Below are 25,670 nucleotides of genomic sequence, written 5' to 3'. Positions count from 1 at the left end.
ACGACTCAACCCACCCAACCCACAGCACCAGCACCAGCCCCAGCCCCCACACCCACAGCGAAAGGCACCCAGATGCTGCTCGAGGGCAAGAAGCTCCTGATCACCGGTGTCCTCATGGACTCCTCGATCGCCTTCCACGTCGCGAAGATCGCGCAGGAGCAGGGGGCGGAGGTGGTGCTCACGTCGTTCGGTCGCACGTTCAAGATCACCCAGACGATCGCCAAGCGGCTGCCCACCACGCCTCCCGTGATCGAGCTCGACGTCACCAACCAGGACGACCTGGACAGCCTCTCGGAGCGGCTCGGCGAGCACGTGGACCACCTCGACGGCGTCCTGCACTCCATCGGCTTCGCCCCCCAGGGCGCGTTCAACTTCCTCGAGGGCACCTTCGAGGACGTCGCGACGGCGATGCACGCCTCGGCCTACTCGCTGAAGTCGCTCGGGGTCGCGGCGCTGCCGATGATGAAGGACGGCGGCAGCATCGTGGGCCTGACCTTCGACGCGAAGTTCGCCTGGCCGGTCTACGACTGGATGGGCGTCGCCAAGGCTGCCTTCGAGTCCACCAACCGCTACCTCGCCCGTGACCTCGGACCGAAGGGCGTGCGCTGCAACCTCGTGGCCGCCGGACCGATCCGCACCACGGCCGCGAAGTCGATCCCCGGCTTCCAGACCTTCGAGGAGACCTGGAACGAGCGGGCGCCCCTCGGGTGGGACGTCAACAACGCCGTCCCGGCTGCACAGGCATGCGCTGTGCTGCTCTCCGACTGGTTCCCGGCGACCACGGGCGAGATCGTCCACGTCGACGGCGGCGTCCACGCGATGGGGCAGTGACCGCCGCCGCTACTAGGCTCGCCGCATGACGTCTTCCCCCGCCGTCGCCCAGCCCGAATCCCTCACCCAGCCCGCCGTTGCGGTGACGGAGGTCCGGGTCCTCGAAGGCCCGAACCTCTACTTCGCCAAGCCGGCGATCAAGGTGAGCCTCGAGCTGCCGGGTTACCTCGCGGCGGACGAGCGGACCCTCACCGACCTGGCCACCCGCGTGGGCATGCGCAGCGCGCGCCCGGGGGCCCCTGGCACCGAGCAGCGCCAGCGCTTCGTCATGCGCCTGGTCGAGCGGGCCGTGCGCCGGCTGGCCGCCGCGAGCGGCACCACGCGACTGGGTGTGCGGGTCCGTCCGGGCAGTGCCCCCGAGGCGGTCGTGATGGCCTTCGTATGGCGCCGACGCACCCGGGCGCGCGCGCTCGGGCAGGGTGTCGGCCCGGTCCTCCGGGCCTGGCTCGAGGGTGGCGACGTGATCGAGCAGGAGGGGCTGGTGGTCGGGCGCACCGAACCCGGTGACCGTCCGTCGATCCTCAAGCCGCAGATCCCCGTCGCATCGATCACGGGCACCAACGGCAAGACCACGACGACCCGCCTGCTCGGCCACATCGGCATGACCGCCGGGCTGCGGACTGCCTGGTCCTCGACCGACGGGGTCGTCGTCCAGGGCGAGGTCATCGAGGCGGGGGACTACTCCGGGCCGGCTGGGGCGCGTGGCGTGCTGACTGCCCCCGGCGTCGAGCTGGGCATCCTCGAGACCGCCCGGGGCGGCATGCTGCTCAAGGGAATGGGCGTCACCTCCAACGACGTCAGCGTCGTCACCAACGTCTCGGCCGACCACCTGGGCCTGCAGGGGATCGACACCGTCGACCAGCTGGCCGAGGTCAAGGCCATCATCACCAAGGCTACGAGGCCCGGCGGCTGGGTCGTGCTCAACGGCGAGGACCCGCGGGTCTGGTCCATGCGCAACGGCATCAAGGGCAAGCCGTGGGTCTTCACCCTGCGCGCCGACGCCCCGGCGATCCGTGAGTCACTCGACCTGGGCGGTCGGGCGATCACCGTGCTCGACGGGTCGATCACGGTCCTCCAGAACGGACAGGACCCGGACCGCCTGATCAGCATCCTCGACGTCCCTGCCACCCTGTCGGGGCTGTCGCACCACAACATCGCCAACGCCCTCGCTGGTGCAGCAGCCGCCCTGGGGCTGGGGCTTCCGCGGGCGGCGGTCGTCGAGGGGCTGCGCACCTTCGTCCCCGACGACAAGCTGAACCCGGGCCGGATGAACACCTACACCCTGCGGCGTGAGGACGGCGCGGCCATCACGGTCATCGTCGACCTCGCGCACAACGAGGCCGGGCTCGAGGCGCTCATGGACGTCGCGCACGGCCTCAAGGTGCCCGGCGGGCAGGTGCACCTGGGTCTCGGGCTGGCCGGCGACCGCACCGACGACCTGCTGGAGTCGATCGGCGAGGTAGCCGGCCTGCGGGCCGACCGGGTCGTCGCCGCCCACAAGGCGCACTACCTTCGCGGGCGCACGATGGAGGAGCTGGAGTCGCACCTGCGCGCGGGTCTCGCCCGCGCCGGGGTGTCCGACATCGACTCCTACGAGACCGAGCTGGGCGGTCTGCAGGCGCTCGTGCCGGGCGCAGCCGACGGCGACGTCGTGGCGCTCATGTGCCACGCCGAGCGTTCCCAGGTGGCGTCGTGGCTGGCCGAGCAGGGCGCCAGGGCCGACACCCCGGACGACATCCGCCGCAAGGTGGTGGCCGCGCGCGGTGAGCACGAGTTCGAGGCCCAGATCGCCGAGCTGTGGGAGCTGGCCGACGACCAGGAGCGGATCGACACCGCAGCCCGGCTGCGCAGCCAGCGCCCGGCTGACCCGCGGCTGGTCTTCGAGCACGCGAGTGCGCTCGACGCCGCGGGCAAGGAGCAGGACGCCATCCCGCTCTACCGCGCCTGCCTCGCAGCCGGTCTGCGCGAGCCGCAGCGGCACCGCGCCAGGATCCAGCTGGCGTCGAGCCTGCGGGTCGCGGGACAGCCCGAGCTCGCCTACTCGCTGCTGACCGAGCTCAGCGCCGAGCGCCCAGGCAGCGTCGCCGTCGAGGCCTTCCGTGCCCTTGCCGGAGTCGACAGCGGGCACGCCGAGTCGTCGGTCGCCGACCTCATCGAGGTGCTCCTGCACCACGCCGGTGACGAGGACGCCCTCGCCTACCAGCGTGCCCTGTCGGGGTATGCCGCGGAGCTGCGCGACCGCTGAGTTCATTCTTCCGMACTACTGGGGGTGGTCGTCAGGTGGTGGCCGGCTCGACCTCGGATGCCTCGGACACTGCGGCGTCGTCACCGGACTGCTGCGCCTCGGACTGCATCTCGACCGGGTCGAGGTCGGGGTCGCCGATGCCCTCCTTGTTGTGGGCACCCGCCTGGGCGTGCTTGGTCATCTGCTCGAGCTCGCCGAGCACCTCCGCGTGCTGGTCGACGCAGAGCACCACGACGTCGCCGGGGTTCGCGCGCGCCATGCAGTGCCGCACCGCGTCGACCTCGTTGAGGACGATCTCGACCTGGCGGCAGCGCACGCCCTCCTTGCCGATCTCGGCCTTGGCCCCCTCGGCGATGAGGTCGGCGGTCTGACCCGCCGGACGACCGCGCTTGCGCTCGTCCTCGCGCACCACGACCACGTCGAAGTGGCGCGCTGCCAGCGACCCGAGCTCGCGCATGTCGTCGTCCCGCCGGTCGCCCGCCGTGGAGATCATGCCGATGCGCGAGACCTTGCCGAGGTCGGACTGACCGGCCTTCAGGTCGGCATACGACTCGACGAACTCGCCGAGCACCCGCATGCCGGGGGCGTTGTGGCAGTAGTCGACGAAGACGTCGACGTTGTGCACGTTGACGAGGTTCATGCGTCCGGGGGAGAGGTAGTAGCTCGTCGTGAAGGTGCGCAGACCCTGGCGGATCTCGTGGAGCCCGGCGCCTGCGGCGAACGCCGCACCGGCTGCGGCCATGGCGTTGGCAACGTTGAACTTCGCCGTGCCACCGAAGGTCGACGGCAGGAGGTGGGTCCAGGCCAGCTGCATCGAGCGTCGTCCGTGCTTGATGACGATCATGTCGCCGCGGTCGGTGTGGTCGAGCACCACCGCGCGCCCGCCGCGACGGCAGTAGTCCTCGACGAACTCGCGGACCTTGCTGCCGGGCGGCTGCAACGAGAACCAGACGATCCCGCCGGAGCAACGCCGGCGCATCTTGCGGACGAGGTCGTCGTCGGCGTTGAGGACGGCAAAACCGTTGCGCGGCACCGCTTCCACGACGACGGCCTTGACGTCGGCCAGCTGCGCCAGGGTGTCGATGCCCTTCATCCCGAGGTGGTCCGGGGCGACGTTCGTGACGACGGCGACGTCGTTGCGGTCGTACCCCAGGCCCTCCCGGAGGATGCCTCCGCGCGCCACCTCCATCACGGCGAAGTCGACTCGCGGGTTCTGCAGGACCATCCGCGCGGACCGCGGACCCGAGGCGTCGGCCTTGTAGACCAGGCGCTCGTCGATGACGATGCCGTCCGTCGACGTCATGCCGACCTTGTGGCCGATTCCCTTGAAGATGTGGGCGATCATCCGCGACGTCGTGGTCTTGCCGTTGGTGCCGGTGACGGCGACGATCGGGACCCGCGACGGGGAGCCGGGCGGGAAGAGCAGGTCGACGACGGGCTTGGCGATGAACTGCGGCTCACCCACCGTCGGGTGCGTGTGCATCCGGAACCCCGGAGCGGCGTTCACCTCGCAGATCGCGCCACCCGTCTCGCGCACGGGGGAGGCGATGTCGGGACAGATGAAGTCGATGCCGGCGACGTCGAGCCCGATCATCCGAGCCGCTTCCTCGGCGATCTCGACGTTGTCGGGGTGGGCGTCGAAGGTCCGGTCGACCGAGATGCCACCGGTCGACATGTTGCCGGTCAGGGCGAGCTTGACCATCTGGTCCTTGGGCGGCACGTCGTCGAGCTCGAAGCCCTGGTCGCGCACCAGCCCGATCGCCGCGTCGTCGACCTTGATGCGGGTGAGCACCTTCTCGTGACCGACCCCGCGCCGCGGGTCTGCGTTGGTGATCTCGACGAGCTCGGTGACGGTGTGGGTGCCGTCGCCGACCACGTGGGCCGGGACGCGCTCCGCGATGGCCTGCATCCGGCCGCCCACGATGAGGCAGCGGTAGTCGCGGCCGGTGACGTGGGACTCCACGATGACGTAGCCACGTCGTGACTCGCCCTCGGCGATGACGAAGCTCGCCCTGACGGCTTCCTCGGTCGTGAGGTCGAGGCAGACCCCTCGGCCGTGGTTGCCGTCGAGCGGCTTCACCACGACGGGGTAGCCGATCCGCTTCGCGGCGGCAACCGCGCCGTCGGCGGTGCGCACGGTCTCCTGCTTGGGCACCGGCAGACCGGCGGAGCCGAGCAGTCGCGTCGTCATGTCCTTGTCGCTGGCGATGTCGACGGCGAGGGCGCCGGTCTTCGAGGTCATGGTGGCGCGGATGCGCTGCGCGTGGACGCCCTGCCCGAGCTGCACGAGGGACGCCGAGTTCAGGCGGATGTAGGGGATGTCGCGCGAGATCGCCTCTTCGAGGATGGCGCCGGTCGACGGCCCGAACGCGGTGCGCTGCGCGCGGCGCAGGAAGACGTCGAGCTCCTCGGGGAAGTCGAAGCCCTCCTCGGCCTGCACGAGGTGGTTGACGAGCCGGACGGCGAGCGTGCCGGCTGCGAGGCCGACCGCCTCGTCGGCGTAGTCGTAGATGACGTTGTAGACGCCGGTCTGGCCCTTGACCGCCCGGGTCTTGCCGCGACGCAGGTCGTGCCCGGCCTCCTGCTGGAGCTGCAGGGCGACGTGCTCGGCGACGTGGCCGAGCCAGGTGCCCTCGCGCATCCGCTCGATGAAGCCGCCCTTCACGCCCCGCGAGCAGGTGTGGTTCTGCAGGTTCGGCAGCAGCTCGACCAGCCGGTCGGTGAACCCGTCGATGGTGTCCGTGGGATAGGCCTCCAGGACGCCGAGGTCGACGATGAGGTGGATCGCCGGGCTGTACGACCAGATGTTCCCGCCGCGATAGACCCGCGACTCCACGATCGAGAGCTCGGGTGCAGCAGGACCAGCGGGGGTGGGGCGATCTGCCATGGGATCTCCTTGCGGGTCGGGCAGTGCGAGGCGGTGGGGTCAGGCCTTGGCCGTCGCGAGGGCCACCGCGACATCGGGGTGCTTCTCGACGAAGTCGACGAGGCAAACCTCCGAGAGGTCGAACGTAGCGCCTGCGGGGAGCGAGTGCACGACTGCGCCGGAGACCATGAGGGGTGCGCCCCGTCGGGCCTCGGGCGCGTCGGACTCGGCGCTGCGGCAGTCGAGGACGAAGGCGACCCCACTGCCGTGCACCGTGAAGAAGCGCCGGTCGCGGACCTCGATGGCGGTGTCCTCGTCGATGCCGACCCCGATCAGGTTGGGGGAGGCCGCCACCATCGACATGAGCCGGCCGTAGCGAGACCGCTGCGCGAAGTGCTGGTCGATGATGACGCCGTCGATCAGCCCCAGCCCGGCGGTGAGCTGGCCGTAGCGCTGCCGCGGTGTGACGCCCTCCTCGCCCATCGAGATCATGAACTGGCTCATGATCGAGGCACCGGCCGAGGTCCCGCCGATGACGGTGCCCCGCTCGTGGGCTCGGGTCAGGGCGTCGCCCAGCGGGGTGCCGGGGAACCGCTGGCTGAGCTTGAGCTGGCTGCCCCCGCTCATGAAGATGCCCGTCGCCTGGTCGAGCAGGGCGACCAGCTCCAGGTCGTGGGCCGAGACCCGGCTCGGCGGGTTCACGACCTGGATCTCGGGGGCGCCCAGGCGGGTGAAGACCTCGCGGTAGGACTCGACGACCTCGTTCTCGAACGACGACGCCGTGGGGATGAGGACGATCCGAGCGCGCTTGCCACCCGCGAGGCGCACGAACCGGCGGAGCACGGTCGCCTTGCCGACCCGGTCCTCTGCTCCGCCGATGATGAACAGGGTGGGGACCTTGCGGCCCTGCGTACGTGCCATTGCGTCAGCCTAGGAGTCAGGGGGTGGGGATCGGCGGAGCGGGGGTCGGCGTGCCGTCGGCCTCGTCCGCCTCCTCGATCTCCTCACGGGTGATCCCCAGCAGGTAGAGCACTGCGTCGAGGTAGGGCACGTTGACCGCAGTGTCGGCCTGCTCGCGCACCACCGGCTTGGCGTTGAACGCCACCCCGAGTCCCGCGGCTTCCAGCATGTCGAGGTCGTTCGCCCCGTCGCCGATGGCGACCGTGCGCGACAGCGGGAGGCCCGCCTCAGCAGCGAATCGGCGCAGTGCGGCTGCCTTTCCGGCCCGGTCCACGATGTCCCCGACCAGGCGTCCGGTGAGTATGCCGTCGCGCACCTCGAGCCGGTTGGCGTGGGCGTGGTCGATGCCCAGCTCGCGGGCGAGGTCCTCGACGATCTCGATGAAGCCGCCCGACACGATGGCCACGGTGAAGCCGAGGCGCTTCAGGGTGCGGACGAGGGTGCGCGCCCCCGGTGTGAATTGGACTGCTGCGCGGACGTCGTCGAGCACGCTGGCCGGGAGGCCCTCGAGGGCGGCGACCCGCTCACGCAGGCTGTCGGCGAAGTCGAGCTCGCCGCGCATCGCAGCAGCGGTGACTGCCGCCACCTCGGCCTCACGGCCGGCGTGGCTGGCGAGCAGCTCGATGACCTCGTCCTGGATCAGCGTCGAGTCGACGTCCATGACGACGAGCCGCCGGCCGCGCCGGGCCAGGCCCCCCGCGGCGACCGCGATGTCGAGCCCGTGGACGCTCGACTCCATGGCCAGATCGCGGCGCAGCCGGTCGACGTCGGCGCCCGAGACGTCGAACTCGACCGTCGTGACCGGGTAGCGCGACAGCCGCCTGATGCGGTCGATGTTCGCGCCGTGCGAGGCGATCCGCGCCGTGATCGCCGCGACGCCGCTGGCCCGCAGCGGCGCCCCGAGCACGACGACCGCTGCGCGGCCACTGCGGCGGCTGCGGCTGTCGCCGGTGCCCGTCTTGATCTTCACCTTGAGGTCGAGGTCGCGCCCGACGGTCGTGAGCACGGTCCGCAGCCGCTCGTGGGCGTCGCCGGCCGCGAGCAGCATCGCCAGGGTCAGGTGGCCTCGGACGACGACCTGCTCGAGGTCGAGGACCTCTGCGCCCACGTCGGCGATGGCGTCGAAGAACGTGCTGGTGACTCCCGGCCGGTCCTCACCGGAGATGGTCACGAGGAGCGTCTGCGCGGTCAGGTCGGGCACCTCGCCACACTATCGACGGCCGTCCATGCCGTCGGCGGGAGTCTCGCCATCCGACCGTCCGCCCGCGCGGCCCGACAGGAACGCCTGCCCGCGATCCTGAGTAAAGAGTCTGTACAGATATAGGTAGTCACATCCAGTCACGTGCGTGGATGTGACTACTTTCGTACCCTCCCTGCTAGCCCGAGCTCGACCAACGAGCCGGCTATTTGAAGGGGGACACATGAAACGCAACATCGTGGCGGCGGTCGCAGGGCTTGCCCTGGTGATCCTCTCCGCGGCCCCGGCCGGGGCGGTGACCCCGTCGGACTCAAAGGCCGCCAAAATCCTCATGAGTCAGGGATGCCGGCCGAGCTGGCCGCAAAGGTCGCGACCGACCCTGCCACCATCGTCCGGGGCGGCAAGGTCTACGTCGAGGGCGTCGAGTCAGGACGCGCATTGGCGGCGGCCAAGGACGCGGAAAGGCAGGTCGAGCAGCTTGCGGCGGCGTCTGTGGTCGTCTCTGCAGCCAAGGGCAGTGACTACTGGTATGGAGTCGCCGTCAACACCGTTGGCCAGATCAGGACAGTCGTCTACCTCCGCTACTCCTGGTCATGGATGTGGTGGCTGAGAGACCATTGGGACTACATCAACATGCTGTCCGCTGCGGCGTGTGCGTGGCTTCCCGGTGTGCTCTCCGCCGCCTCGGGAAGCATCGTTGCGGTCTTCTACCTGCCGCTCAAGAACCTCATCCAGTCCGGGCTGAACCAGAAGAAGTGCATCCGCATTCGAATGGCTGCGCCTCCGCTGGCGGACATGGGCCTCACTCAGTTGGCGCTTGTGACGTGTCGAGTCTGAGGCCACACTCATGAATGTGGCCATGAAGCGAACCCTCATCGGACTCGTCGTGTGGCTTGTCGCTCTCGCCGTGTTCGGCTATCTCATCCTCGAGCCCGAGCACCGGACTTCGGGGCTCCTTCTCGGTCTGTCAGTGGGAACGGTCACCTACCTGACTGGTGAATGGCTACGAGGTCGCCGCCGACGCGCGCAGCGAGTGCGGTGACCACAGAGGCCCTCCCGAAATATCGGAGGGCCTCTAGTCTGTAGGGCGTTGCTCAGTGGCTCGCAGAACTCGTCTTGGCTCCAAACGCTGTCGAGAGCCATCTCGATCACCTCGGCCCGTGGCCAACCTCCAACGCCAGAGGCCGGCCGACCGTGCCCAGTTACGGCCGAAGGTCAGGTCGTCTGGTGGGCGTCGCGCCAGGCGACGAGATCCCGGATCGGGCCGAGGTCGTACCTGGGGCCCCCGATGCCGACGGTGAAGAGTCGCGTGCCCACGGCATACAAGGCCTCGGCGCCGGCGGCGTAGTCCCTGACGTCCTCGGGGAGGCGACCGGGCTTGGGGGAGACGCCCGAGGAGCGCTCGATCTCGGCGGGGTCGCGACCCAGCTTGGCGCACCACTCGTCGAGGACGGCGTGCTTGTGTGCGATGGTCTCGGCGCTGCCGAAGCCGTGCCAGATGGTGGCGTGCTCGGCCACGATCTTGAGCGTCTTGCGTTCGCCACCGCCGCCGATGAGGACGGGGATGTCGCGCGTCGGCGGGGGGTTCAGCTTCGCCCACCGCGACTTGATCAGGGGCAGGTCGCGGGCCAGGTTGTTCAGCCGACCACCAGCAGTCCCGAACTCGTAGCCGTACTCGTCGTAGTCCTTCTCGAACCAGCCCGACCCGATGCCGAGGATGAGCCGGCCGCCGCTGATGTGGTCGACGGTCCGGGCCATGTCGGCCAGCAGCTGGGGGTTGCGGTAGCTGTTGCAGGTGACCAGCGCGCCGATCTCGACGCGCGAGGTCGCCTCGGCCCAGGCGCCGAGCATCGTCCAGCACTCGAAGTGGGCACCGTCCGGCTCGCGATAGAGCGGGTAGAAGTGGTCCCAGTTGAAGACGATGTCGACGCCGATCGCCTCCGCCTCGGCCGCGGCGCGACGGATCGCGGCGTACTCGGCGTGCTGCGGCTGGAGCTGGACCCCGATCCGGATCGGCCGGTCAACCGTCACGCGGTGACCTCCTGGAACTTGGCGATGACGGTCAGGCCCGACTCGGTGACCATGAACCCGCGGGCGCGGTCGCGGTCGTGGTCGACGCCGATGGTGGTGTTCTCCGGCACCTGCACGCCCTTGTCGATGATGGCCCGCTTGATGACGCACCCGCGCCCGACCTCGACGCCGTCGAGCAGCACGCTGTCGTCGATGGTGGTGCCGCTGTGGATGTGGCACCGCGGCGAGAGCACCGAGTTGGTCACGGTGGCGCCGGAGATGACGACCCCGGGGGAGACCGCCGAGTTGTGCGCCTCGCCGAACTGACCCGCCGCGCCCTGGACGAGCTTCGCCGGCGCGAGCGGGCCGTAGTCGGTGTAGATGGGCCAGTCGTAGTTGTAGAGGTTGAAGACCGGGTGGATGGAGACGAGGTCCATGTGCGCCTCCCAGTAGGAGTCCATCGACCCGACGTCTCGCCAGTAGGCCTGGTCACGGTCGGTCGCGCCGGGGATGACGTTGTCCTTGAAGTCGTAGACGTAGCCCTCGCCGTTGTTCACGAAGTCGGGGACGATGTCGCCGCCCATGTCGTGCTTGCTGCCGTCGCGGTCGTTGTCCCTGGTCACCGCGTCGACGAGGACGTCGGCGTCGAAGACGTAGTTGCCCATCGACGCCAGCACCTCGTCGGGGGAGTCGGGCAGACCCTTGGCGTCCTTGGGCTTCTCCTTGAAGGCGGCGATCTTGCGGCGGTCGGCATCGTCGACCTCGATCACGCCGAACTGGTCGGCCAGCGAGATCGGCTGACGGATCGCCGCGACGGTGACGCCCGCCTTGGTCTCGATGTGCTGGGCGACCATCTGCGAGAAGTCCATCCGGTAGACGTGGTCGGCGCCCACGACCACGACGATGTCGGGCTTCTCGTCGTGGATCAGGTTGAGGCTCTGGAAGATCGCGTTCGCCGAGCCGAGGTACCAGTTCTTGTCGACGCGTTGCTGCGCCGGGACGGGGGCCACGTAGTTGCCGAGCATCGTCGACATGCGCCAGGTCTTGGTGACGTGGCGGTCGAGGCTGTGTGACTTGTACTGCGTGAGCACGACGATCTTGAGGTAGCCGGAGTTGACGACGTTGCTGAGGGCGAAGTCGATCAGTCGGTAGATGCCTCCGAAGGGCACTGCCGGCTTGGCCCTGTCCGCGGTCAACGGCATCAGGCGTTTGCCCTCACCGCCGGCGAGGACGATGGCAAGAACCCTGGGAACCCCACGTCGATACGGCATGCCTCGACCCTAGGGAATGGACGCCCTCGCGGCGACCCCAGCGCGGGTCTAATCTCACGAGCGTGAGAGTCGACATCCTGACCAAGGAGTACCCGCCCAACATCTACGGCGGAGCGGGGGTCCACGTCGCCGAGCTCGTCCGCGCGTTGCGCGACAGGGGCGACGTCGATGCGCGGGTGAGGGCGTTCGGTGTGCCCGTGGTCGAGGAGGGGACGAGCGGGTATGCCGACCTGCCGGACCTCGCGGACGCGAACGCCGCGATCCGCACGATGGGGGTCGACCTTGCGATGGCGGGCGACTGCGTCGGCGCCGACCTGGTCCACTCGCACACCTGGTACGCCAACTTCGCCGGGCACGTCGCGTCGCTCCTCGGCGGGATGCCACACGTCGTGAGCGCGCACAGCCTCGAGCCGATGCGGCCGTGGAAGGCCGAACAGCTCGGCGGCGGCTACCGGGTCTCGTCGTTCGTCGAACGCACCGCCTACGAGGCGGCCGCCGCGGTCATCGCGGTGAGCGAGGGCATGCGCCAGGACGTCCTGCGCAGCTACCCCTCGATCGACCCGGAGCGGGTCAAGGTCGTCCACAACGGCATCGACTCCCAGCTCTGGCAACGACACCGCGACGAGGACACCGTGCGCCGCCACGGCGTCGACCCCGACGGGAAGTCCGTCATCTTCGTCGGTCGGATCACGCGCCAGAAGGGACTTCCCTACCTCCTGCGTGCCGCCGCCCAGCTGCCTCCTGACGTGCAGCTGGTCCTGTGCGCCGGCTCGCCGGACACCCCCGAGATCATGGCCGAGGTGCAGGGCCTGATGGAGGAGCTGCGCGCCACCCGTGAGGGCGTCGTGTGGATCCCCGAGATGCTGCCGCGCGCCGAGGTGGTCGCCCTGCTGTCGGCCGCGACCGTCTTCGCCTGCCCGTCGATCTACGAGCCCCTGGGCATCGTCAACCTCGAGGCGATGGCCTGTGAGCTGGCCGTCGTCGCCACGGCCACCGGCGGCATCCCCGAGGTCGTCGTGGACGGCGAGACCGGCTGGTTGGTGCCGATCGAGCAGAAGCAGGACGGCAGCGGCATACCCCTCGATGCCGATCGGTTCGTCGCGGACCTCGCGCACGCGCTCAACGATGCGGTGAGTGACCCGGCGCGCGCCGCCGCGATGGGGCTGGCCGGGCGCACCCGCGCGGTCGATGCGTTCTCGTGGGCCACCATCGGTGACCGCACGATCCGGGTCTACCAGGACGTGTTGGGCTAGCCGGCTCCCGACCGGGCTAGGACACCGGGGCCGAGGCCAGCTCGTCCTCGGTCGCGGGGGCGAGGTAGGCGTGCACGAGAGGCACCACCGAGGCGCCCTCGCCGCTGGCTGCCGCGACCCGCTTCATCGACCCGGCCCTGATGTCGCCGGCGGCGAAGATGCCGGGCACGGTCGTGGCGAGGTTGGCCGGTGGCACGTCGTCGATCCACTGGTCGCGGGGGACGTCGCGTCCGGTGAGGACGAAGCTGTGCTTGTCGCGGGCGAGCTGGGGTGGGAGCCAGTCGCACCGAGGCTCCGCGCCGAGCAGCAGGAACAGCCCCCGCGCCGGCTTGGTCGTGCGCCGACCACTGGTGGTGTCCTCGAGGCACACCCACTCGAGCTGGCCCTCGCCGCCGCCGTCGACCACCCTCGTGCAGGGCAGCACGGAGATCCGCTCGTTGTAGCCGATCTCGTCGATGAGGTACTGCGACATCGTCTCCTCGAGACCACGGCGCCGGACCACGATCGTCACCGAGCCCGCGAACCGCGCCAGGTGCAGCGCGGCCTGGCCGGCCGAGTTGCCGCCACCGACCACGACGACGTCGTAGCCCTCCATCTCGCGGGCTGCGGTCATGGCGGCTCCGTAGTTGACGCCCGCACCGACCAGGGCCTCCAGCGGGGGCACCCCCAGCTTGCGGTAGGCCACCCCGCTGGAGATCAGGACGGTCCTGGCCCGGACGTCACCGCCGTCCGTGTGCAGCAGGTGAGGCGTCTCGTCGGTGCCGGGCAGGAGCGCGGTGACCTCCCACCCGGTGAGGAAGTCGGTCCCGAAGCGCAGGGCCTGGTTGCGCGCCCGCTGGGCCAGTCGCATGCCCGAGATGCCGCGCGGGAAGCCGAGGTAGTTGCGGATCATCGAGCTCGTGCCGGCCTGGCCGCCGATGGCCTCGGCCTCCAGCACGACGACTGACAGGCCCTCGGAGGCGCCGTAGACGGCGGCCGCCAGCCCGGCGGGTCCGCCTCCCACGACGGCAAGGTCGACGACGCCGTCGAACTCGAAGTTGCGCGGTGCGCCGTTGATCGCGATCGCCACGTCGCGGACGCTCGTCGCCTGGATGGGCACCCGGTTGGCGGCCACGACGAGCGGCCACCGGATCTCGTCGACCCCGAGCTGGTCGCGGATCCCTGCCAGGTAGTCCTGCAGCTCAGGGGTGTCGGGGTGCCAGAGCCGGTTCTGCATCCCCATCCGGTCGAGGAAGTCGCGGATCGCCATCGTGAGCGCGTCGTGGGTCGGCGAGATGACCTTGGCGACGACGACCTCGGGCTGGGGGATGGTGGACGTCCACTCGGACAGCAGGTCCGTGATGGCGTTGTGGAACTCCTCGTCACGCCGACCGCGCGGCATGAGGAGGTAGGCGTCGAACTTGCCCTTCGCCATGCCGACCCGCAGGTCGGGCGCGTCGGCGAGGAAGTAGTCCCAGTGGGCTGCCACGACCCGGCGCGCGGTCGCGACGACCAGGCGCCAGCGGTGGAAGGCGAAGTGGACGCTCTCGACGTCGGGCAGCCTCGAGTCCGTGACGAAGAGGGCGATGTGGTCGCCACGGTCACGGATCTCACGGGCGATGGACTCGGCCTCGGCGCACGAACCGGCCGTGCGCAAGTCGTAGTCGCGCTGGTACCTGCTCTGGAACTCCTCGAGCAGCGTGTCGGCGTGGTGCTCCGACACCAGGATGATTGCGGGGTCCGCCATGGTGTCCAAGCCTAATCGGCGGGGCGCGTCCGACCCAGTGGGTTACTGCGGCCGCCAGCCGGCGAGCACCGCACAGGCGGCGTTGGTGGCATCGGCGAGGGCGCGCTCCGAGGCGCGCTGGAGGCGCAGCAGCAGGCGGTGTCGCGCGCCCGCCTCCGCGGCGGTGAGGGCGCCGTCGCCCGCGGACAGGGCCACGTCGACGACCGAGTCGATGGTGCCGGCGAGGGCGATGACGCGAGCCGCCCGGCCGGGCAGGCCGCCCGGCAGCCCCCAGCGACCACCCATGGCCGCATCGGCGAGCTCACGCGCCGCAGTGGCGCCGAACGGCTGCCCACCCACCGCGTCGATGGCCTCGGTGGCCGTGCGGATCTCGTCGCGCAGGTGGCGTTCGAGCTGTGACGGCTCCAGGGCCTCCACGCGGTGCCGCGGCACCGGGTGCGCGTCGTATGCCGTCCAGTCCACCCGGGTGCCGACGTCCAGCCCGCCCTCGGGACCGGCGCCGTACGTCGAGATCGTGGGCACCAACATCCCGCCGAGACCGGGGACGAACACGCACTCGCCGCCCACCGCCGCCGCGCCTTGGGCCTCGACCGACGCGCCCGGCAGGCCGACCAGGTCGCCCGGCGCGGGCAGGGCCACGAGGAGGGCCTGCTCCCCGAGGTCGTGCCACAGCGCGAGGCGGTCGAGGTCGCCCGCGACGTGGTCGATGTCGGGCAGGGCCCGGGTGATCGCGTCCTCCAGCCGGCTCCCCGTCGCCCAGGCGTGGGTCGTCCACAGCGAAAGCCGCACGGACGCAGGGAGTTCGGGCATCCCGCCATGCTAAGCCGATAGGGTCCGGTGCCATGAGTGACGTCCTTGAGTTCGCAGGAGTGAGCGTCGTCCGGGGTCAGGCGACCCTGCTCGACGACGTCTCCTGGGAGGTCGAGGAGGGGCAGCGCTGGGTCATCCTCGGCCCGAACGGCGCCGGCAAGACGACGCTGCTCCAGCTCGCTGCCGGTCGCATGCACCCCACCCGTGGCGTGGCCGGCGTGCTGGGCGAGGTGCTGGGAGCGGTCGACGTGTTCGAGCTGCGGCCACGGATCGGGCTCGCCTCGGCGGCCCTGGCAGAGCGCATCCCGTTCGACGAGGTCGTCCACAACGTCGTGGTGACCGCCTCCTACGGGGTCGTCGGCCGGTGGCGTGAGAGCTACGAGACGTTCGACCACGCCCGGGCCTCCGAGCTGCTTGCTGCGTTGGGAGCCGACCACCTGGCCGACCGCACCTACGGCACCCTCTCCGAGGGCGAGCGCAAGCGGGTCCAGATCGCCCGCGCGCTGATGACCGACCCCGAGCTGATGCTGCTCGACGAGCCCGCCGCCGGCCTCGACCTCGGTGGTCGTGAGGACCTCGTGCGACGGCTGGGCGTGCTCGCCGCAGACGTCGAGGCACCCGCGCTGATCCTCGTCACCCACCACGTCGAGGAGATCCCGCCGCACTTCACCGACGTCATGCTGCTGCGCGAGGGACGGATCGTGGCCCAGGGGCCGGTCGAGATCACGCTCACGGAGGCGAACCTCTCGGAGACCTTCGGGATGCCGCTCGAGCTCGAGCGTCGGGGCGACCGGTGGACGGCGCGACTGAAGGTCGCCGAAGGAACGTCAGAGAGCCCTCCTTCGTCCTAGAGTTGCTGGACCACTGAGGTGTGTGGAACTGCGGAGAGGGAGGGGCGTCATGGACTGGTTCGCGGACAACCCGTGGCTGGCTTGGCTCGGTTTGGCACTGATCCTGGCGGCCATCGAGGCCGCCACCGTCGACTTCGTGTTCCTCATGCTCGCCGGCGGCGCCGCGGCAGGTGCTGCGGCCTCCGCGGTCGGGGTGCCGTTTCCGGCCCAGGTGGTGGTCGCCGTCATCGTGGCGGGGCTGCTGCTCCTCCTGGTGCGCCCGATCATCACCCGCAAGTTCATGGTGGCCGAGGCCAGCCACGGCATCGGGGCCACCGGTCTCGTCGGCCGGAGCGGCCGCGTGCTCCAAGCAGTCACCGCGACCGACGGTCGCGTCAAGGTGGGCGGCGAGACCTGGTCCGCCCGCACCCCGCAGGGGGATGCCACATGCCAGCCCGGCCAAGAGGTCCGGGTTGTATCAATCGAGGGGGCCACCGTGATCGTCACCGGCGTCACGGCGGGTCAGAAAACGGAGTAGACGTGGACGGCATCGGAGCAGGCTTCATCGTCCTGCTGATCCTGGTCGCCTTTGCGCTGATCGTGCTCTTCCGCACGGTCCGCATCGTGCCCCAGCAGACGGCCCTGATCATCGAGCGGCTCGGACGCTACGCGCGCACCCTCGAGGGAGGCATCCACTTCCTGGTCCCCTTCGTCGACAAGGTGCGGGCCAACGTCGACCTGCGTGAGCAGGTCGTGTCCTTCCCGCCCCAGCCCGTGATCACCAGCGACAACCTGGTCGTCAACATCGACACGGTCATCTACTACTCGGTCATCGACGCCAAGTCCGCCGTGTACGAGATCGCCAACTTCATCCAGGGCATCGAGCAGCTCACCGTCACCACCTTGCGCAACGTCATCGGCTCGCTCGACCTCGAGCAGACCCTGACCAGCCGTGACCAGATCAACGCCCAGCTCCGTGGAGTCCTCGACGAGGCCACCGGCAAGTGGGGCATCCGCGTCAACCGCGTCGAGCTCAAGGCCATCGACCCGCCGCACTCCGTGCAGGAGTCGATGGAGAAGCAGATGAAGGCCGAGCGCGAGCGTCGTGCGCAGATCCTCTACGCGGAGGGCACCAAGCAGTCCGCGATCCTCACGGCCGAGGGTGAGAAGCAGAGCCAGATCCTGCGGGCCGAGGGTTCCGCCCAGGCGCGCATCCTCGAGGCCCAGGGCCAGGCCCGCGCCATCCAGCAGGTCTTCGACGCGATCCACCGTGGCAAGCCCACCCAGAAGCTGCTGGCCTACCAGTACCTCCAGGTGCTCCCGCAGATCGCGCGGGGTGACTCCAACAAGATGTGGATCATCCCCAGCGAGCTGACCGACGCCCTGCGCGGCATCGGCGGGGCGCTCGGCGCCACCGACAAGCCACACGGCCCGGACGACGGGGGCGAGGACGAGTGGGTCGACCCCGGCCAGCTCGCGGACGCCTTCGACGAGACCGTCCTCGAGGACCCCATGCAGGCCCTCGCCGAGGCGCGCGGGCTTGCCGGCAAGGCGAGCCAGGAGGCCACCGAGCACGCGGCACCGGTGCGGCGGGTCCAGCCCCCGGTGCAGCCGCCGGCCGACGCGGTGCCCGACTTCGAGCCGCCGACCCCGCCGGCCGTCCCGCCCCTGGAGACCGACGAGGACCCCAAGCCTCCGCCGCCGGCCTGACCTCCACCCCACCTCGGTATGCCGCCCGCGCACCTGCGCGGGCGGCATACCTGTGTCGGGAGCGGGGGAGCCGCGTCGCTAGGGTGACGTGGTGTCCGTCTTCGAAGCCTTCGGGATCTTCCTCGCGGGGCTCGCGGCGGGGACCATCAACACCGTGGTCGGCTCCGGCACCCTGATCACCTTCCCGACGCTGCTCTTCTTCGGCTATCCGCCGGTCGTGGCCAACGTGTCCAACACCGTGGGGCTGGTCGCCGGTGGGGTGACGGCAGTCCATGGCTACCGCTCCGAGCTGGAGGGCGCCGGACGCACGCTGCGGCGGTTGGCACCGGCCTCGCTGGCCGGTGGGGTCATCGGTGCCGTGCTCCTGCTGGTCCTGCCCGCAGAGGCGTTCCAGGCCATCGTCCCGGTGCTGATCGGGCTCGGGCTGCTGCTCGTCGTCCTCGGCCCCAGGCTCCAGGCCCGCGCAGCGGCCCGGCACGAGGCGGGGGTCGCGCCGGCCTCGTGGCACGGGGTGGCGCTGACGGCCGGGGTCCTCGTGGCGGGCATCTACGGCGGCTACTTCGGGGCGGCCCAGGGGGTGATCCTGATGGGGCTGATGAGCGCGCTGTCGAGCGAGCCGATCCAGCGGCTCAACGGCTTCAAGAACGTGCTGGCCACCATCGTCAACGCCGTCGCCGCGATCACCTTCATGGCGGTCGCGTGGGGCCGGATCGACTGGCTCGTGGCGCTGCTCATCGGGCTCGGGGCGTTCGCCGGTGGGTTCGTGGGGGCGAAGGTCGGACGCCGGCTGCCCCCCGTCGCCCTGCGCGGCGTGATCATCGTGGTTGGCCTGGTCGGCATCATCAAGATCGTCTGGTTCAGCTGACGGTCGGACCGATGGCGCCGCCGTGGCTCAGGTGACCTTGACCACCGTGGCCGGCGACACCGACTCGGCGTGCGTGGAGCTCCCGAGGTATCGCACCGTCAGGCTGTGGTTGCCCTTGGCCACTGGAGTCCAGACGACCGTGGCCTTGCCGTCGACCAAGGTGGCGGCGGTCCCCACTGGCTCGACCCCGTCGTAGAGCCGCACCGTTCCGCTGGGCCGGGGGCCGGAGCCGGCCGCCACGCTGACCGCCACCGGCACGGGTTTGCCGGTCTTGGCCGTCCTGGCGACGGACATCGAGGTTGTGGTCGCGATCCCGGGGACGACCACCGTGGTCGTCCCGGTGCTCGGCAGGAGAGTCGTGCTCCCGGCGTAGTCGGCACTGAGGGTGTGACTCCCTCGCGGGAGCCCGGGCACGAGCAGGTAGGCCGCGCCGCCGCCGTCGAGCGCTGCCGTCCCGAGCGTCGTCTGGCCCTCGCGGAAGGTCACCTGGCCCGTGGGCACCGCGGGCCCACCGGTCACCGTCGCGGTGAGGGCGACCCCGCCGTCACTGGTCGCGCCGCCGGTCACGGTGGTCGTGGTGGCGGCCCGTGGGTCCGGGGCGACGGTGTGGAACCTCGCCCGCCCCGACATCCCGGCGACGGCGTTGTCGCAGTACTGCCGGAACGACACGTCGAGGCTGGTGATCGCCCCGGCAGGGTCGGTCGCGATGCTGTGGACGGTGAAGTCACCGGTCAGCGTGTTGCAGCCACGCCCGGTGCCCGAGAAGCTCAGACCGGGCTGACCCGCCCCACGGAACGGCGCCCGCACCGCGCCGGTGTAGGAGCCGGCCTGCAACGTCTCACCCGGGGGCGCTGCGACGTCGAGGGTCCACCACTGGCCGGTGCCCGGTGAGTCCACCGAGACGGTGGCGTACCCGGCGGTACCGCTGGCGTCGACGGTGGCCGTGGGTGGCAGGTAGCTGGCCGAGGCACCCTGCCCGATGTAGTCGCCGGCCTCGCTCCCGAACCACAGGGAGGTGTCTGGGACGGCGACCTGCTGCAGCAACCGGGCGGAGGTGGCGGTACCGACCTGGGCGTAGAGCGAGTGCGCGCCCGGGGTGAGTCGCGAGGTGGTGAGCCGTGCCGTGCCGTTCGTGTCGAAGGAGCCCTGGCCGATGGGCGTCGTCGCGTCGTAGAAGACGACTCCGCCAGCGGTGCCGGGTGACGTCCTGGCGGTCAGTGTCACGGGCTGGTCGGCCACCACGCTGGGGTTGGACGAGGTGAGGACGGGGGTGATGACGTAGGGCGCTGCGTACTTGACGGTGGCCGACAGGCTTCCGGTGCTGTTGTCGCAGAACTGAGTGAGGGTCGCATCGAGCGACGTGATGCGTCCGGCGGTGTCCGCGCTGATCGCGAAGATCGTGAAGCGACCCTTGACCTGGTTGCAGCCACGTCCGGTCGAGGTGACCGAGAGGCCGCCGTACGTGCTGTTGAAGGGAGCGCGGGTGGCGTTCTCGTAGGACCCGGTCGTCAGCTGCTGGCCGGTGGGCGCTGCGAGCGTGAAGTCCCACCACTCCGACCCCGCGTCGGCCGAGACCGTGACCGAGCCTGCGGTGCCACGGATGCTGAACTGGGTCGGAGCAGCGAGGGTGGCGCTTCGTCCCTGACCGATGTAGTCGCCCGGCGCGCTGACGTACGACAGGTACGTCTCGCTCTCACCGGCGGCCACGGCCGGTGCCGTGACAGCCGCCAGGGCCAGGGGCGCAGCCACGACAGCGCCCGTCACCAGTCGCGCCCAGATTCCCCGTCCACGCATCGCGAGCCCCCTCGTACCAACCGCCGTCGCCGACCCTGCGTCGGTCGCAGCTGTGCTGCGGAAAGGCTAGACCGATGGCATCTCCCTCAGCAGGCTTTTCGCTGAAATCGGCGGTGGCCTAGCCTGCTCGCCGTGCCCCTCGCCATCACCGACCCTTCCGACTCGCGGCTGGCCGACTACGTGTCGCTCACCGATGTCGCGCTGCGACGGCGCACCGAGCCCGAGCGCGGCCTGTACATCGCCGAGTCGGAGAAGGTCATCCGCCGGGCGCTGCGAGCGGGTCACCGACCGCGCAGCTACCTGATGGCCGAGCGCTGGCTGACCGACCTCGCCGACCTGGTGGCCGACGCCGAGGCGGACGGCGTGCCGGTCTTCGTCGGCGAGCACGACGTGATCGAGCAGCTCACGGGGTTCCACCTGCACCGGGGTGCGCTGGCCTCGATGCAGCGGCCGGAGCTGCCCAGCGTCGCGGCCCTGGTGGCCGACGCCCGACGGGTGCTGGTGCTCGAGGACATCGTCGACCACACCAACGTGGGCGCGGTGTTCCGCTCGGCTGCCGCCCTCGGTGTGGACGCGGTGCTCGTGACGCCGCAGTGTGCGGATCCGTTGTACCGCAGGGCGATCCGCGTCTCGATGGGCACCGTCTTCCAGGTCCCGTGGACCCGGATCGACCCGTGGCCCGGGGGGATCACCGAGCTGCAGGCCGCCGGGTTCACGGTCGCGACCCTGGCCCTCGCCGACGACGCGGTGAGCCTCGACGAGCTGGCTGCCGACCCACCGGAGCGACTGGCCCTGGTGCTCGGCACGGAGGGCGACGGACTCTCGCACCACACGCTCGAGGCGGCCGACCTCACCGTGACCATTCCGATGGCCGGGGGAGTGGACTCCCTCAACGTCGCTGCGGCGGGTGCCGTGGCCGCCTGGGCGTTGCGCCCGCAGCGCTAGATCAGGACAGCTAGGCCTGGTCGACGAGTCGACGCAGCAGCTCGGCCAGCTCCGCGGCCGGATCGTCGGTGAGGCCGCCGTGCACCGGGCCGGGTTGCACCACGGTGCTCCGGGGCGCACTGAGCCAGCCGAACCGGCGTCCCAGTCCACCGAGGGTGGGCAACCCACCGCCGGTGACCCCGCGGCATACCTGGCAGATCGTCTCCAGGGCCTGGTCCACGTCCTCGACGCTGACCTGGGGAGCGAACGCCCGCAGGCGCGCCTCGTCGACGCGGTAGGCGGCCTCGAGGAAGTCGGCGGCCTGGCTGTAGAGCACCACACCGACGTTGAGGAACTCCTCGCGCTCCACGCGCGGCACGCAGCGGAGGACGACGTACTGGTAGCCGTGGCGGGTCATGACGCCTCACCCGGGAGCCAGGCCGGCGGGTTCGCGACGCGGGCCAGCAAGTGGTCGACGTATGCCGTGCGCACCGCGTCGACGGTGTCGAGACCGGGTGCCTGCTCCAGCCACACCTCGGGGACGGCCGCCACCACCTCGGTCAGGAGCTCCCTGGTGAGACCTGGTGCGTGCCGCTCGTGGGCCGCGGCCGGGCTGGAGGCGACGTCGCGCAGCACGTGGGTGCTGGCGTCGAAGGGCTGGGCGGCGAACCGTTCGGCGTCGGCGCCACGGCTCGGCCAGCCGTGGTGGAAGTACAGCGCGGCCCCGTGGTCGATCAGCCACGGGTTGCGGTGCCAGACCAGGAGGTTGGGGTTGCTCCACGTGCGGTCGACGTTGGCCGTGAGGGCGTCGAGCCAGAGGATGTCGGCGGCGGTGTCGGGTGCCGGGGGTCGCGACCCGTCGTAGCCGAACGAGCCGGGCAGGAAGTCGATGCCGAGGTTGGGGCCGATGCTGGCCGTGAGGAGGTCCTGGACCTCCTCGTCCGCCTCGTACTTGGCGATCGGTGCCTGGAGGTCGACCACGGCGAGGCGTGGCACGCTCAGGCCGAGTGAGCGGGCGAGCTCGCCGACGACGACCTCGGCGACGAGGACCTTCGGGCCCTGGCCGGCACCGCGGAACTTCAGCACGTAGGTGCCCAGGTCGTCGGCCTCGACGATGCCGGGCAGCGACCCGCCCTCCTTGAGGGGCGTGACGTAGCGCGTGGCGGTGACCTCGTCGAGCACGACGCCAGCCTAGAGGGCTGGGCGTCGCGGTCCGGGCTGTGGCCGTTGCCAGCCTGTGCGCCTGACGCTGCAACGCACTGAGTTGCGGCCGCAACTGGCGCTGATTGCTATGGGCGGATCTCCCGGGGACACCATCACTGTGTGCTGGACTTCTCTACGTGCTATGGGAGTGGGCTGTCGGTGTCGACCGGGCGGGCGCTTGCGAAGGCCTTGGTGACGGGCTTGTCGTCATAGCCCATGTCCAGGGTGTCTCCGGTGGTGGGGTCGAAACAGCTGGTGACGTAGCTGTACGTCTTGACTGGAGCCCCCGGCGGCCGCGGGAGCGAAGAGGTCGAAAAGGTTCCTCTTGCTTCCACGCAGACGACCGGGCGGTGGTCGGTGGCTGGCGCGGATCCGGGGGTGCCCATGGCCGCATTGGCCGTGGCGCGGTCTGTGCCCCAGCTACGTCCCGAGGTCAGGTTCTTCGGCCATGCCCCGTGCACGCGACCCGTGTTCGTGCTGTTCGGTTGTGACTGGGTCACGAGGAGCATCAGGGCCTTGCGCGCTTCGGCAGTCTCCTTGGCGCTCAGTGACCAGTCCTTGGGCGAGCTGGACCATGGCTGCGCGTGGACCGAGGTCATGGTGAGCGTGACGCCGACGATGGCCAGCGCCGCGGCGCCGATCGCGACGTGCAGGGGCGGACGGGAGAGTTTCAACACCAGACACCTGCTTCCATGTTGGTGGGTCTGCTGACCCACGAAAGTCGTTGGGGTGAGTTGATGATCGTCGAGGCGCTGGGAAACCCGACCCAGCCAGACCCAACCGAGTAGCCCATGGAATAGTCGTGGCTTCGCGAACACGACGATGAAGTGGTTGTCTCTGAACCCACCTGGGCGTAGGAGGGAGTCATCGTGTTGGACGTCGAGGTACCGGTCGCCGTTCCGTCTCCGACTCCGAAGCTAGTGGTCGGAGATGACTGCATGATGTAGAACGTCCGCGCCGACAGGGCCGGGTTGGTTTGAAGGACGTGGCCGTGAGTTCCGCCCCCGGGTCGTGAGTCGAACCAGAAAGTGCTGAGGCCCTGGCTGATGCCATCGATGGTGGCGTAGTTGCGGATGTACCCGACTTCGACCCAGTACGCGGCGCTGCTGCTCGTCAACCAGATTTCGTCCGTCGTGAAGTAGCCCGAGGATGACGTCAGGTAATAGGGATCGATGGTGGCGTGGAGGCCCTTGATGCCGGAACGTGTGTAGCTCGCGGTGGCGTAGCAGTGAGTCGTGTTGTCACACGCCTGTGCCGAACCTGCCGCGGCGACAGCCGTCAAGATCATGGTCAGCAGGGCGAGCCCCACGGATAGTGCGCGTCGCATTCGGTTTCCCTCCCTGAGGAGGCTGCATTGCCTCCCTGTGGATGGGACGCCCGCGCTGGTGAATGGTGACGCAGTGGCACTAACTCTCCGCTCGCCCCGCCTGGATGGTCGCGGGCAACCACGCTGCCCGGAAGACTCGGTCTCGGGCGTCTCGTCTCAGGCGTCGCCGACCGTGAGCGCCGCGGCCTCCAGGGGACGCCCCTGCTCGACCGTCTCGTCGGCGTGCTCCCGGTCGACGGCAGTGATCTCCCGTCGTGCGGTGAGGAGGACGGCGACGCCGAGCAGCACCGCGCTCGAGCCGACCCAGAACGGCACGTGGACCGAGCGTTCGCCGAGCTTTCCGGCCAGCCACGGGGCGATCGCGCCACCGCCGAACCGGACGAAGCTGTAGGCCGCCGAGGCCACTGCGCGCTCGACCGGCGAGACCTTCATGACGGTCTCGGTGATGAGCGTGTTGTTGATGCCGAGGAAGGCTCCGGCGAGGACCACCCCGACGACCAGGACCGGCTTGTGGTCGGTGCCGATGGCCATCGCCGCCAGGATGACGGCGAAGCCGACGAGGGCGCCGATGACGCCGGGCAGGGTCCCGAACCGGCGCTGCAGCCGTGGTGCCACGACCACCGACGTGAAGGCGAGCAGGAGGCCCCAGCCGAAGAAGATGAGGCCGACCTGGTGCGCGCCCATGGCGAGCGGGAAGGGCGTGAAGGCGAGCAAGGTGAAGAAGCCGAAGTTGTAGAGCAGCGCGGTGATCCCCACGGTCAGGAGGCCGCGGTGCGACAGGGCCTTGAGCGGTGCGGAGATGCTGCTGCGGGGACCGGTCGGTGGCGTCGCCGGCAGGGTGGTGAGGATCGCGACCAGGGCCACCGCCATCAGCGCGGACACGCCCCAGAACGGCCAGCGCCACGAGTGTCCGCCCAGCCACCCGCCGAGCAGCGGGCCGGTGGCGATGCCGACGCCGAGGGCCGCCTCGTAGAGGACGATCGCCTGGCCCACCGAGCCGCGGGCGGCACTGACGATGGTGGCCAGGGCCGTCGCGATGAAGAGCGCGTTGCCGAGGCCCCAGACCGCGCGGAACGCGACGATCCCGCCGATCGAGTCCTGGGCCCCGGCCAGGCCCGCGCCGATGATGATGACGACGAGCCCGAGCAGGAGAGTCCGCTTGGCTCCGGTGCGGCTGGACACCCAGCCGGTCACGAGCATCGCGACCCCCATCACCGCCATGTAGCTGGTGAAGAGCAGCGAGACCTGCGACGCGCTGGCTCCGAGGTCGTCGGCGATGGGCTTGAGGATGGGGTCGACCAGGCCGATGCCCATGAAGGCGATGACACAGGCGAAGGCGACGGACCAGACGGTCTTGGGTTGGCGCCACATGGTGGGTTCAGGCTTCTCTCTGGTGGGGGATCAGGGGGTGGGTGCAGTGCTCGCCGCGCGGGCGAGCAGGTCGTCGAGGGCCGCGACGGCGAGCTCGAGCCGGCTGATGGCCTCGGCGTCGAGCTGGTCGAACGCGGGGGACAGGGCCTCCAGACGCGCCTGACGGGCCCGCCCCAGGGCGGCCCGGCCGACGGCGGTGAGCGAGACGAGGCTGGCGCGCGCGTCGGCCGGGTCGGGCGCGCGCTTGGTCCAGCCCTCCGCCTCGAGGCGCTGCACCTGGATGCTCATCGTCGGCTGGCTGGTGTGGTCGGCGGCAGCCAGACTGCTGATCCGCGCGGGCTCGAGCTCCTCGACCAGGGCCAGCAGCCGGGTCTGGGCCATCGGGACGTCGAAGGTCGCGTTGCGGGAGGCCCAGCGGGTCAGCCGTGCGGCGGAACGCAGGACGCTGTTGCCCAGCTCGTCGCGATCGGTCACGG

Annotated in this window: 23 protein-coding genes; 9 read left to right on the top strand and 14 right to left on the bottom strand. The window is 70.3% G+C overall.

Annotated elements, in window-relative coordinates; genetic code table 11:
* Positions 1-72 precede the first annotated feature (72 nt).
* Together fabI and ACXJKD_RS14625 are read left to right on the top strand one after the other, a co-directional pair.
* A complete protein-coding gene (gene fabI / locus ACXJKD_RS14630) occupies positions 73-831 on the top strand; it encodes an enoyl-ACP reductase FabI (RefSeq protein ID WP_457255344.1) in 759 nt (252 codons plus the stop codon).
* 25 nt (positions 832-856) lie between these two features.
* Positions 857-3,076 carry a tetratricopeptide repeat protein gene (locus ACXJKD_RS14625; protein WP_457255343.1) on the top strand — a complete coding sequence of 740 codons (2,220 nt, stop codon included), beginning with the start codon at positions 857-859 and terminating at the stop codon, positions 3,074-3,076.
* A gap of 31 nt (positions 3,077-3,107) precedes the next feature.
* On the opposite strand, the gene cphA is transcribed toward ACXJKD_RS14625, so the two are convergent.
* Genes cphA through serB form a run of 3 tightly spaced genes read right to left on the bottom strand, consistent with a single transcriptional unit; the run spans position 3,108 to position 8,103 of the window.
* A complete protein-coding gene (gene cphA / locus ACXJKD_RS14620) occupies positions 3,108-5,963 on the bottom strand; it encodes a cyanophycin synthetase (protein ID WP_457255342.1) in 2,856 nt (951 codons plus the stop codon).
* A 39-nt stretch (positions 5,964-6,002) separates the two neighbouring features.
* Positions 6,003-6,863 carry a cyanophycinase gene (locus ACXJKD_RS14615; protein ID WP_457255341.1) on the bottom strand — a complete coding sequence of 287 codons (861 nt, stop codon included), beginning with the start codon at positions 6,861-6,863 and terminating at the stop codon, positions 6,003-6,005.
* A 16-nt stretch (positions 6,864-6,879) separates the two neighbouring features.
* The gene (gene serB / locus ACXJKD_RS14610; protein WP_457255340.1) at positions 6,880-8,103 is read right to left on the bottom strand and encodes a phosphoserine phosphatase SerB; all 1,224 of its coding nucleotides are present in this window, start codon (positions 8,101-8,103) and stop codon (positions 6,880-6,882) included.
* 339 nt (positions 8,104-8,442) lie between these two features.
* Here serB and ACXJKD_RS14605 point away from each other — a divergent pair, with 339 nt between their 5' ends.
* Positions 8,443-8,937 carry a hypothetical protein gene (locus tag ACXJKD_RS14605; RefSeq protein WP_457255339.1) on the top strand — a complete coding sequence of 165 codons (495 nt, stop codon included), beginning with the start codon at positions 8,443-8,445 and terminating at the stop codon, positions 8,935-8,937.
* 378 nt (positions 8,938-9,315) lie between these two features.
* Here the strand turns inward: ACXJKD_RS14605 and ACXJKD_RS14600 are convergent, their stop codons facing one another.
* Positions 9,316-10,131: an LLM class F420-dependent oxidoreductase gene (locus tag ACXJKD_RS14600; RefSeq protein ID WP_457255338.1), complete on the bottom strand. Its 816-nt coding sequence runs from the start codon at positions 10,129-10,131 to the stop codon at positions 9,316-9,318.
* A complete protein-coding gene (gene glgC / locus ACXJKD_RS14595) occupies positions 10,128-11,381 on the bottom strand; it encodes a glucose-1-phosphate adenylyltransferase (RefSeq protein WP_457255337.1) in 1,254 nt (417 codons plus the stop codon). The genes ACXJKD_RS14600 and glgC overlap by 4 nt, the downstream gene beginning before the upstream one ends.
* 62 nt (positions 11,382-11,443) lie before the next feature.
* Between glgC and glgA the strand changes: the two genes are divergently transcribed.
* On the top strand, positions 11,444-12,634 hold the full coding sequence (glgA, locus tag ACXJKD_RS14590) for a glycogen synthase (RefSeq protein ID WP_457255336.1): 1,191 nt from the start codon (positions 11,444-11,446) through the stop codon (positions 12,632-12,634).
* 16 nt (positions 12,635-12,650) lie between these two features.
* Here glgA and ACXJKD_RS14585 read toward each other — a convergent pair whose 3' ends face one another.
* Both ACXJKD_RS14585 and ACXJKD_RS14580 read right to left on the bottom strand, forming a co-directional pair.
* A complete protein-coding gene (locus ACXJKD_RS14585; protein ID WP_457255335.1) occupies positions 12,651-14,360 on the bottom strand; it encodes an FAD-dependent oxidoreductase in 1,710 nt (569 codons plus the stop codon).
* A 42-nt stretch (positions 14,361-14,402) separates the two neighbouring features.
* Positions 14,403-15,170 carry a hypothetical protein gene (locus ACXJKD_RS14580; RefSeq protein ID WP_457255334.1) on the bottom strand — a complete coding sequence of 256 codons (768 nt, stop codon included), beginning with the start codon at positions 15,168-15,170 and terminating at the stop codon, positions 14,403-14,405.
* Between the two features lie 32 nt (positions 15,171-15,202).
* Between ACXJKD_RS14580 and ACXJKD_RS14575 the strand changes: the two genes are divergently transcribed.
* The 4 genes from ACXJKD_RS14575 (at position 15,203) to ACXJKD_RS14560 (ending at position 18,575) form a co-directional block, all read left to right on the top strand.
* A complete protein-coding gene (locus ACXJKD_RS14575) occupies positions 15,203-16,021 on the top strand; it encodes an ABC transporter ATP-binding protein (protein ID WP_457255333.1) in 819 nt (272 codons plus the stop codon).
* 49 nt (positions 16,022-16,070) lie between these two features.
* Positions 16,071-16,538 (top strand): NfeD family protein, encoded by a 468-nt coding sequence (locus tag ACXJKD_RS14570; RefSeq protein ID WP_457255332.1) that lies wholly within the window; start codon positions 16,071-16,073, stop codon positions 16,536-16,538.
* Between the two features lie 11 nt (positions 16,539-16,549).
* The gene (locus ACXJKD_RS14565; RefSeq protein ID WP_457255603.1) at positions 16,550-17,710 is read left to right on the top strand and encodes an SPFH domain-containing protein; all 1,161 of its coding nucleotides are present in this window, start codon (positions 16,550-16,552) and stop codon (positions 17,708-17,710) included.
* Between the two features lie 91 nt (positions 17,711-17,801).
* The gene (locus tag ACXJKD_RS14560; RefSeq protein ID WP_457255331.1) at positions 17,802-18,575 is read left to right on the top strand and encodes a sulfite exporter TauE/SafE family protein; all 774 of its coding nucleotides are present in this window, start codon (positions 17,802-17,804) and stop codon (positions 18,573-18,575) included.
* 27 nt (positions 18,576-18,602) lie between these two features.
* On the opposite strand, the gene ACXJKD_RS14555 is transcribed toward ACXJKD_RS14560, so the two are convergent.
* Positions 18,603-20,369 (bottom strand): Ig-like domain-containing protein, encoded by a 1,767-nt coding sequence (locus ACXJKD_RS14555; RefSeq protein WP_457255330.1) that lies wholly within the window; start codon positions 20,367-20,369, stop codon positions 18,603-18,605.
* 132 nt (positions 20,370-20,501) lie between these two features.
* Between ACXJKD_RS14555 and ACXJKD_RS14550 the strand changes: the two genes are divergently transcribed.
* Positions 20,502-21,314, top strand: a complete 813-nt coding sequence (locus ACXJKD_RS14550) for a TrmH family RNA methyltransferase (RefSeq protein ID WP_457255329.1) — start codon at positions 20,502-20,504, stop codon at positions 21,312-21,314.
* Between the two features lie 10 nt (positions 21,315-21,324).
* Here the strand turns inward: ACXJKD_RS14550 and ACXJKD_RS14545 are convergent, their stop codons facing one another.
* The 6 genes from ACXJKD_RS14545 to ACXJKD_RS14520 form a co-directional block, all read right to left on the bottom strand.
* The gene (locus tag ACXJKD_RS14545; RefSeq protein WP_457255328.1) at positions 21,325-21,711 is read right to left on the bottom strand and encodes a DUF3037 domain-containing protein; all 387 of its coding nucleotides are present in this window, start codon (positions 21,709-21,711) and stop codon (positions 21,325-21,327) included.
* Positions 21,708-22,475: a HipA family kinase gene (locus ACXJKD_RS14540; RefSeq protein WP_457255327.1), complete on the bottom strand. Its 768-nt coding sequence runs from the start codon at positions 22,473-22,475 to the stop codon at positions 21,708-21,710. The genes ACXJKD_RS14545 and ACXJKD_RS14540 overlap by 4 nt, the downstream gene beginning before the upstream one ends.
* 161 nt (positions 22,476-22,636) lie before the next feature.
* Positions 22,637-23,173, bottom strand: a complete 537-nt coding sequence (locus ACXJKD_RS14535; RefSeq protein WP_457255326.1) for a hypothetical protein — start codon at positions 23,171-23,173, stop codon at positions 22,637-22,639.
* A complete protein-coding gene (locus ACXJKD_RS14530) occupies positions 23,167-23,805 on the bottom strand; it encodes a hypothetical protein (protein WP_457255325.1) in 639 nt (212 codons plus the stop codon). The genes ACXJKD_RS14535 and ACXJKD_RS14530 overlap by 7 nt, the downstream gene beginning before the upstream one ends.
* A gap of 174 nt (positions 23,806-23,979) precedes the next feature.
* Positions 23,980-25,194: an MFS transporter gene (locus tag ACXJKD_RS14525; RefSeq protein ID WP_457255324.1), complete on the bottom strand. Its 1,215-nt coding sequence runs from the start codon at positions 25,192-25,194 to the stop codon at positions 23,980-23,982.
* Between the two features lie 30 nt (positions 25,195-25,224).
* Positions 25,225-25,668: a MarR family winged helix-turn-helix transcriptional regulator gene (locus ACXJKD_RS14520; protein WP_457255323.1), complete on the bottom strand. Its 444-nt coding sequence runs from the start codon at positions 25,666-25,668 to the stop codon at positions 25,225-25,227.
* Between the last annotated feature and the right edge of the window lie 2 nt (positions 25,669-25,670).

Source organism: Pedococcus sp. P5_B7 (assembly GCF_054049895.1).
This window is presented reverse-complemented; position numbering and strand designations above follow the sequence as displayed.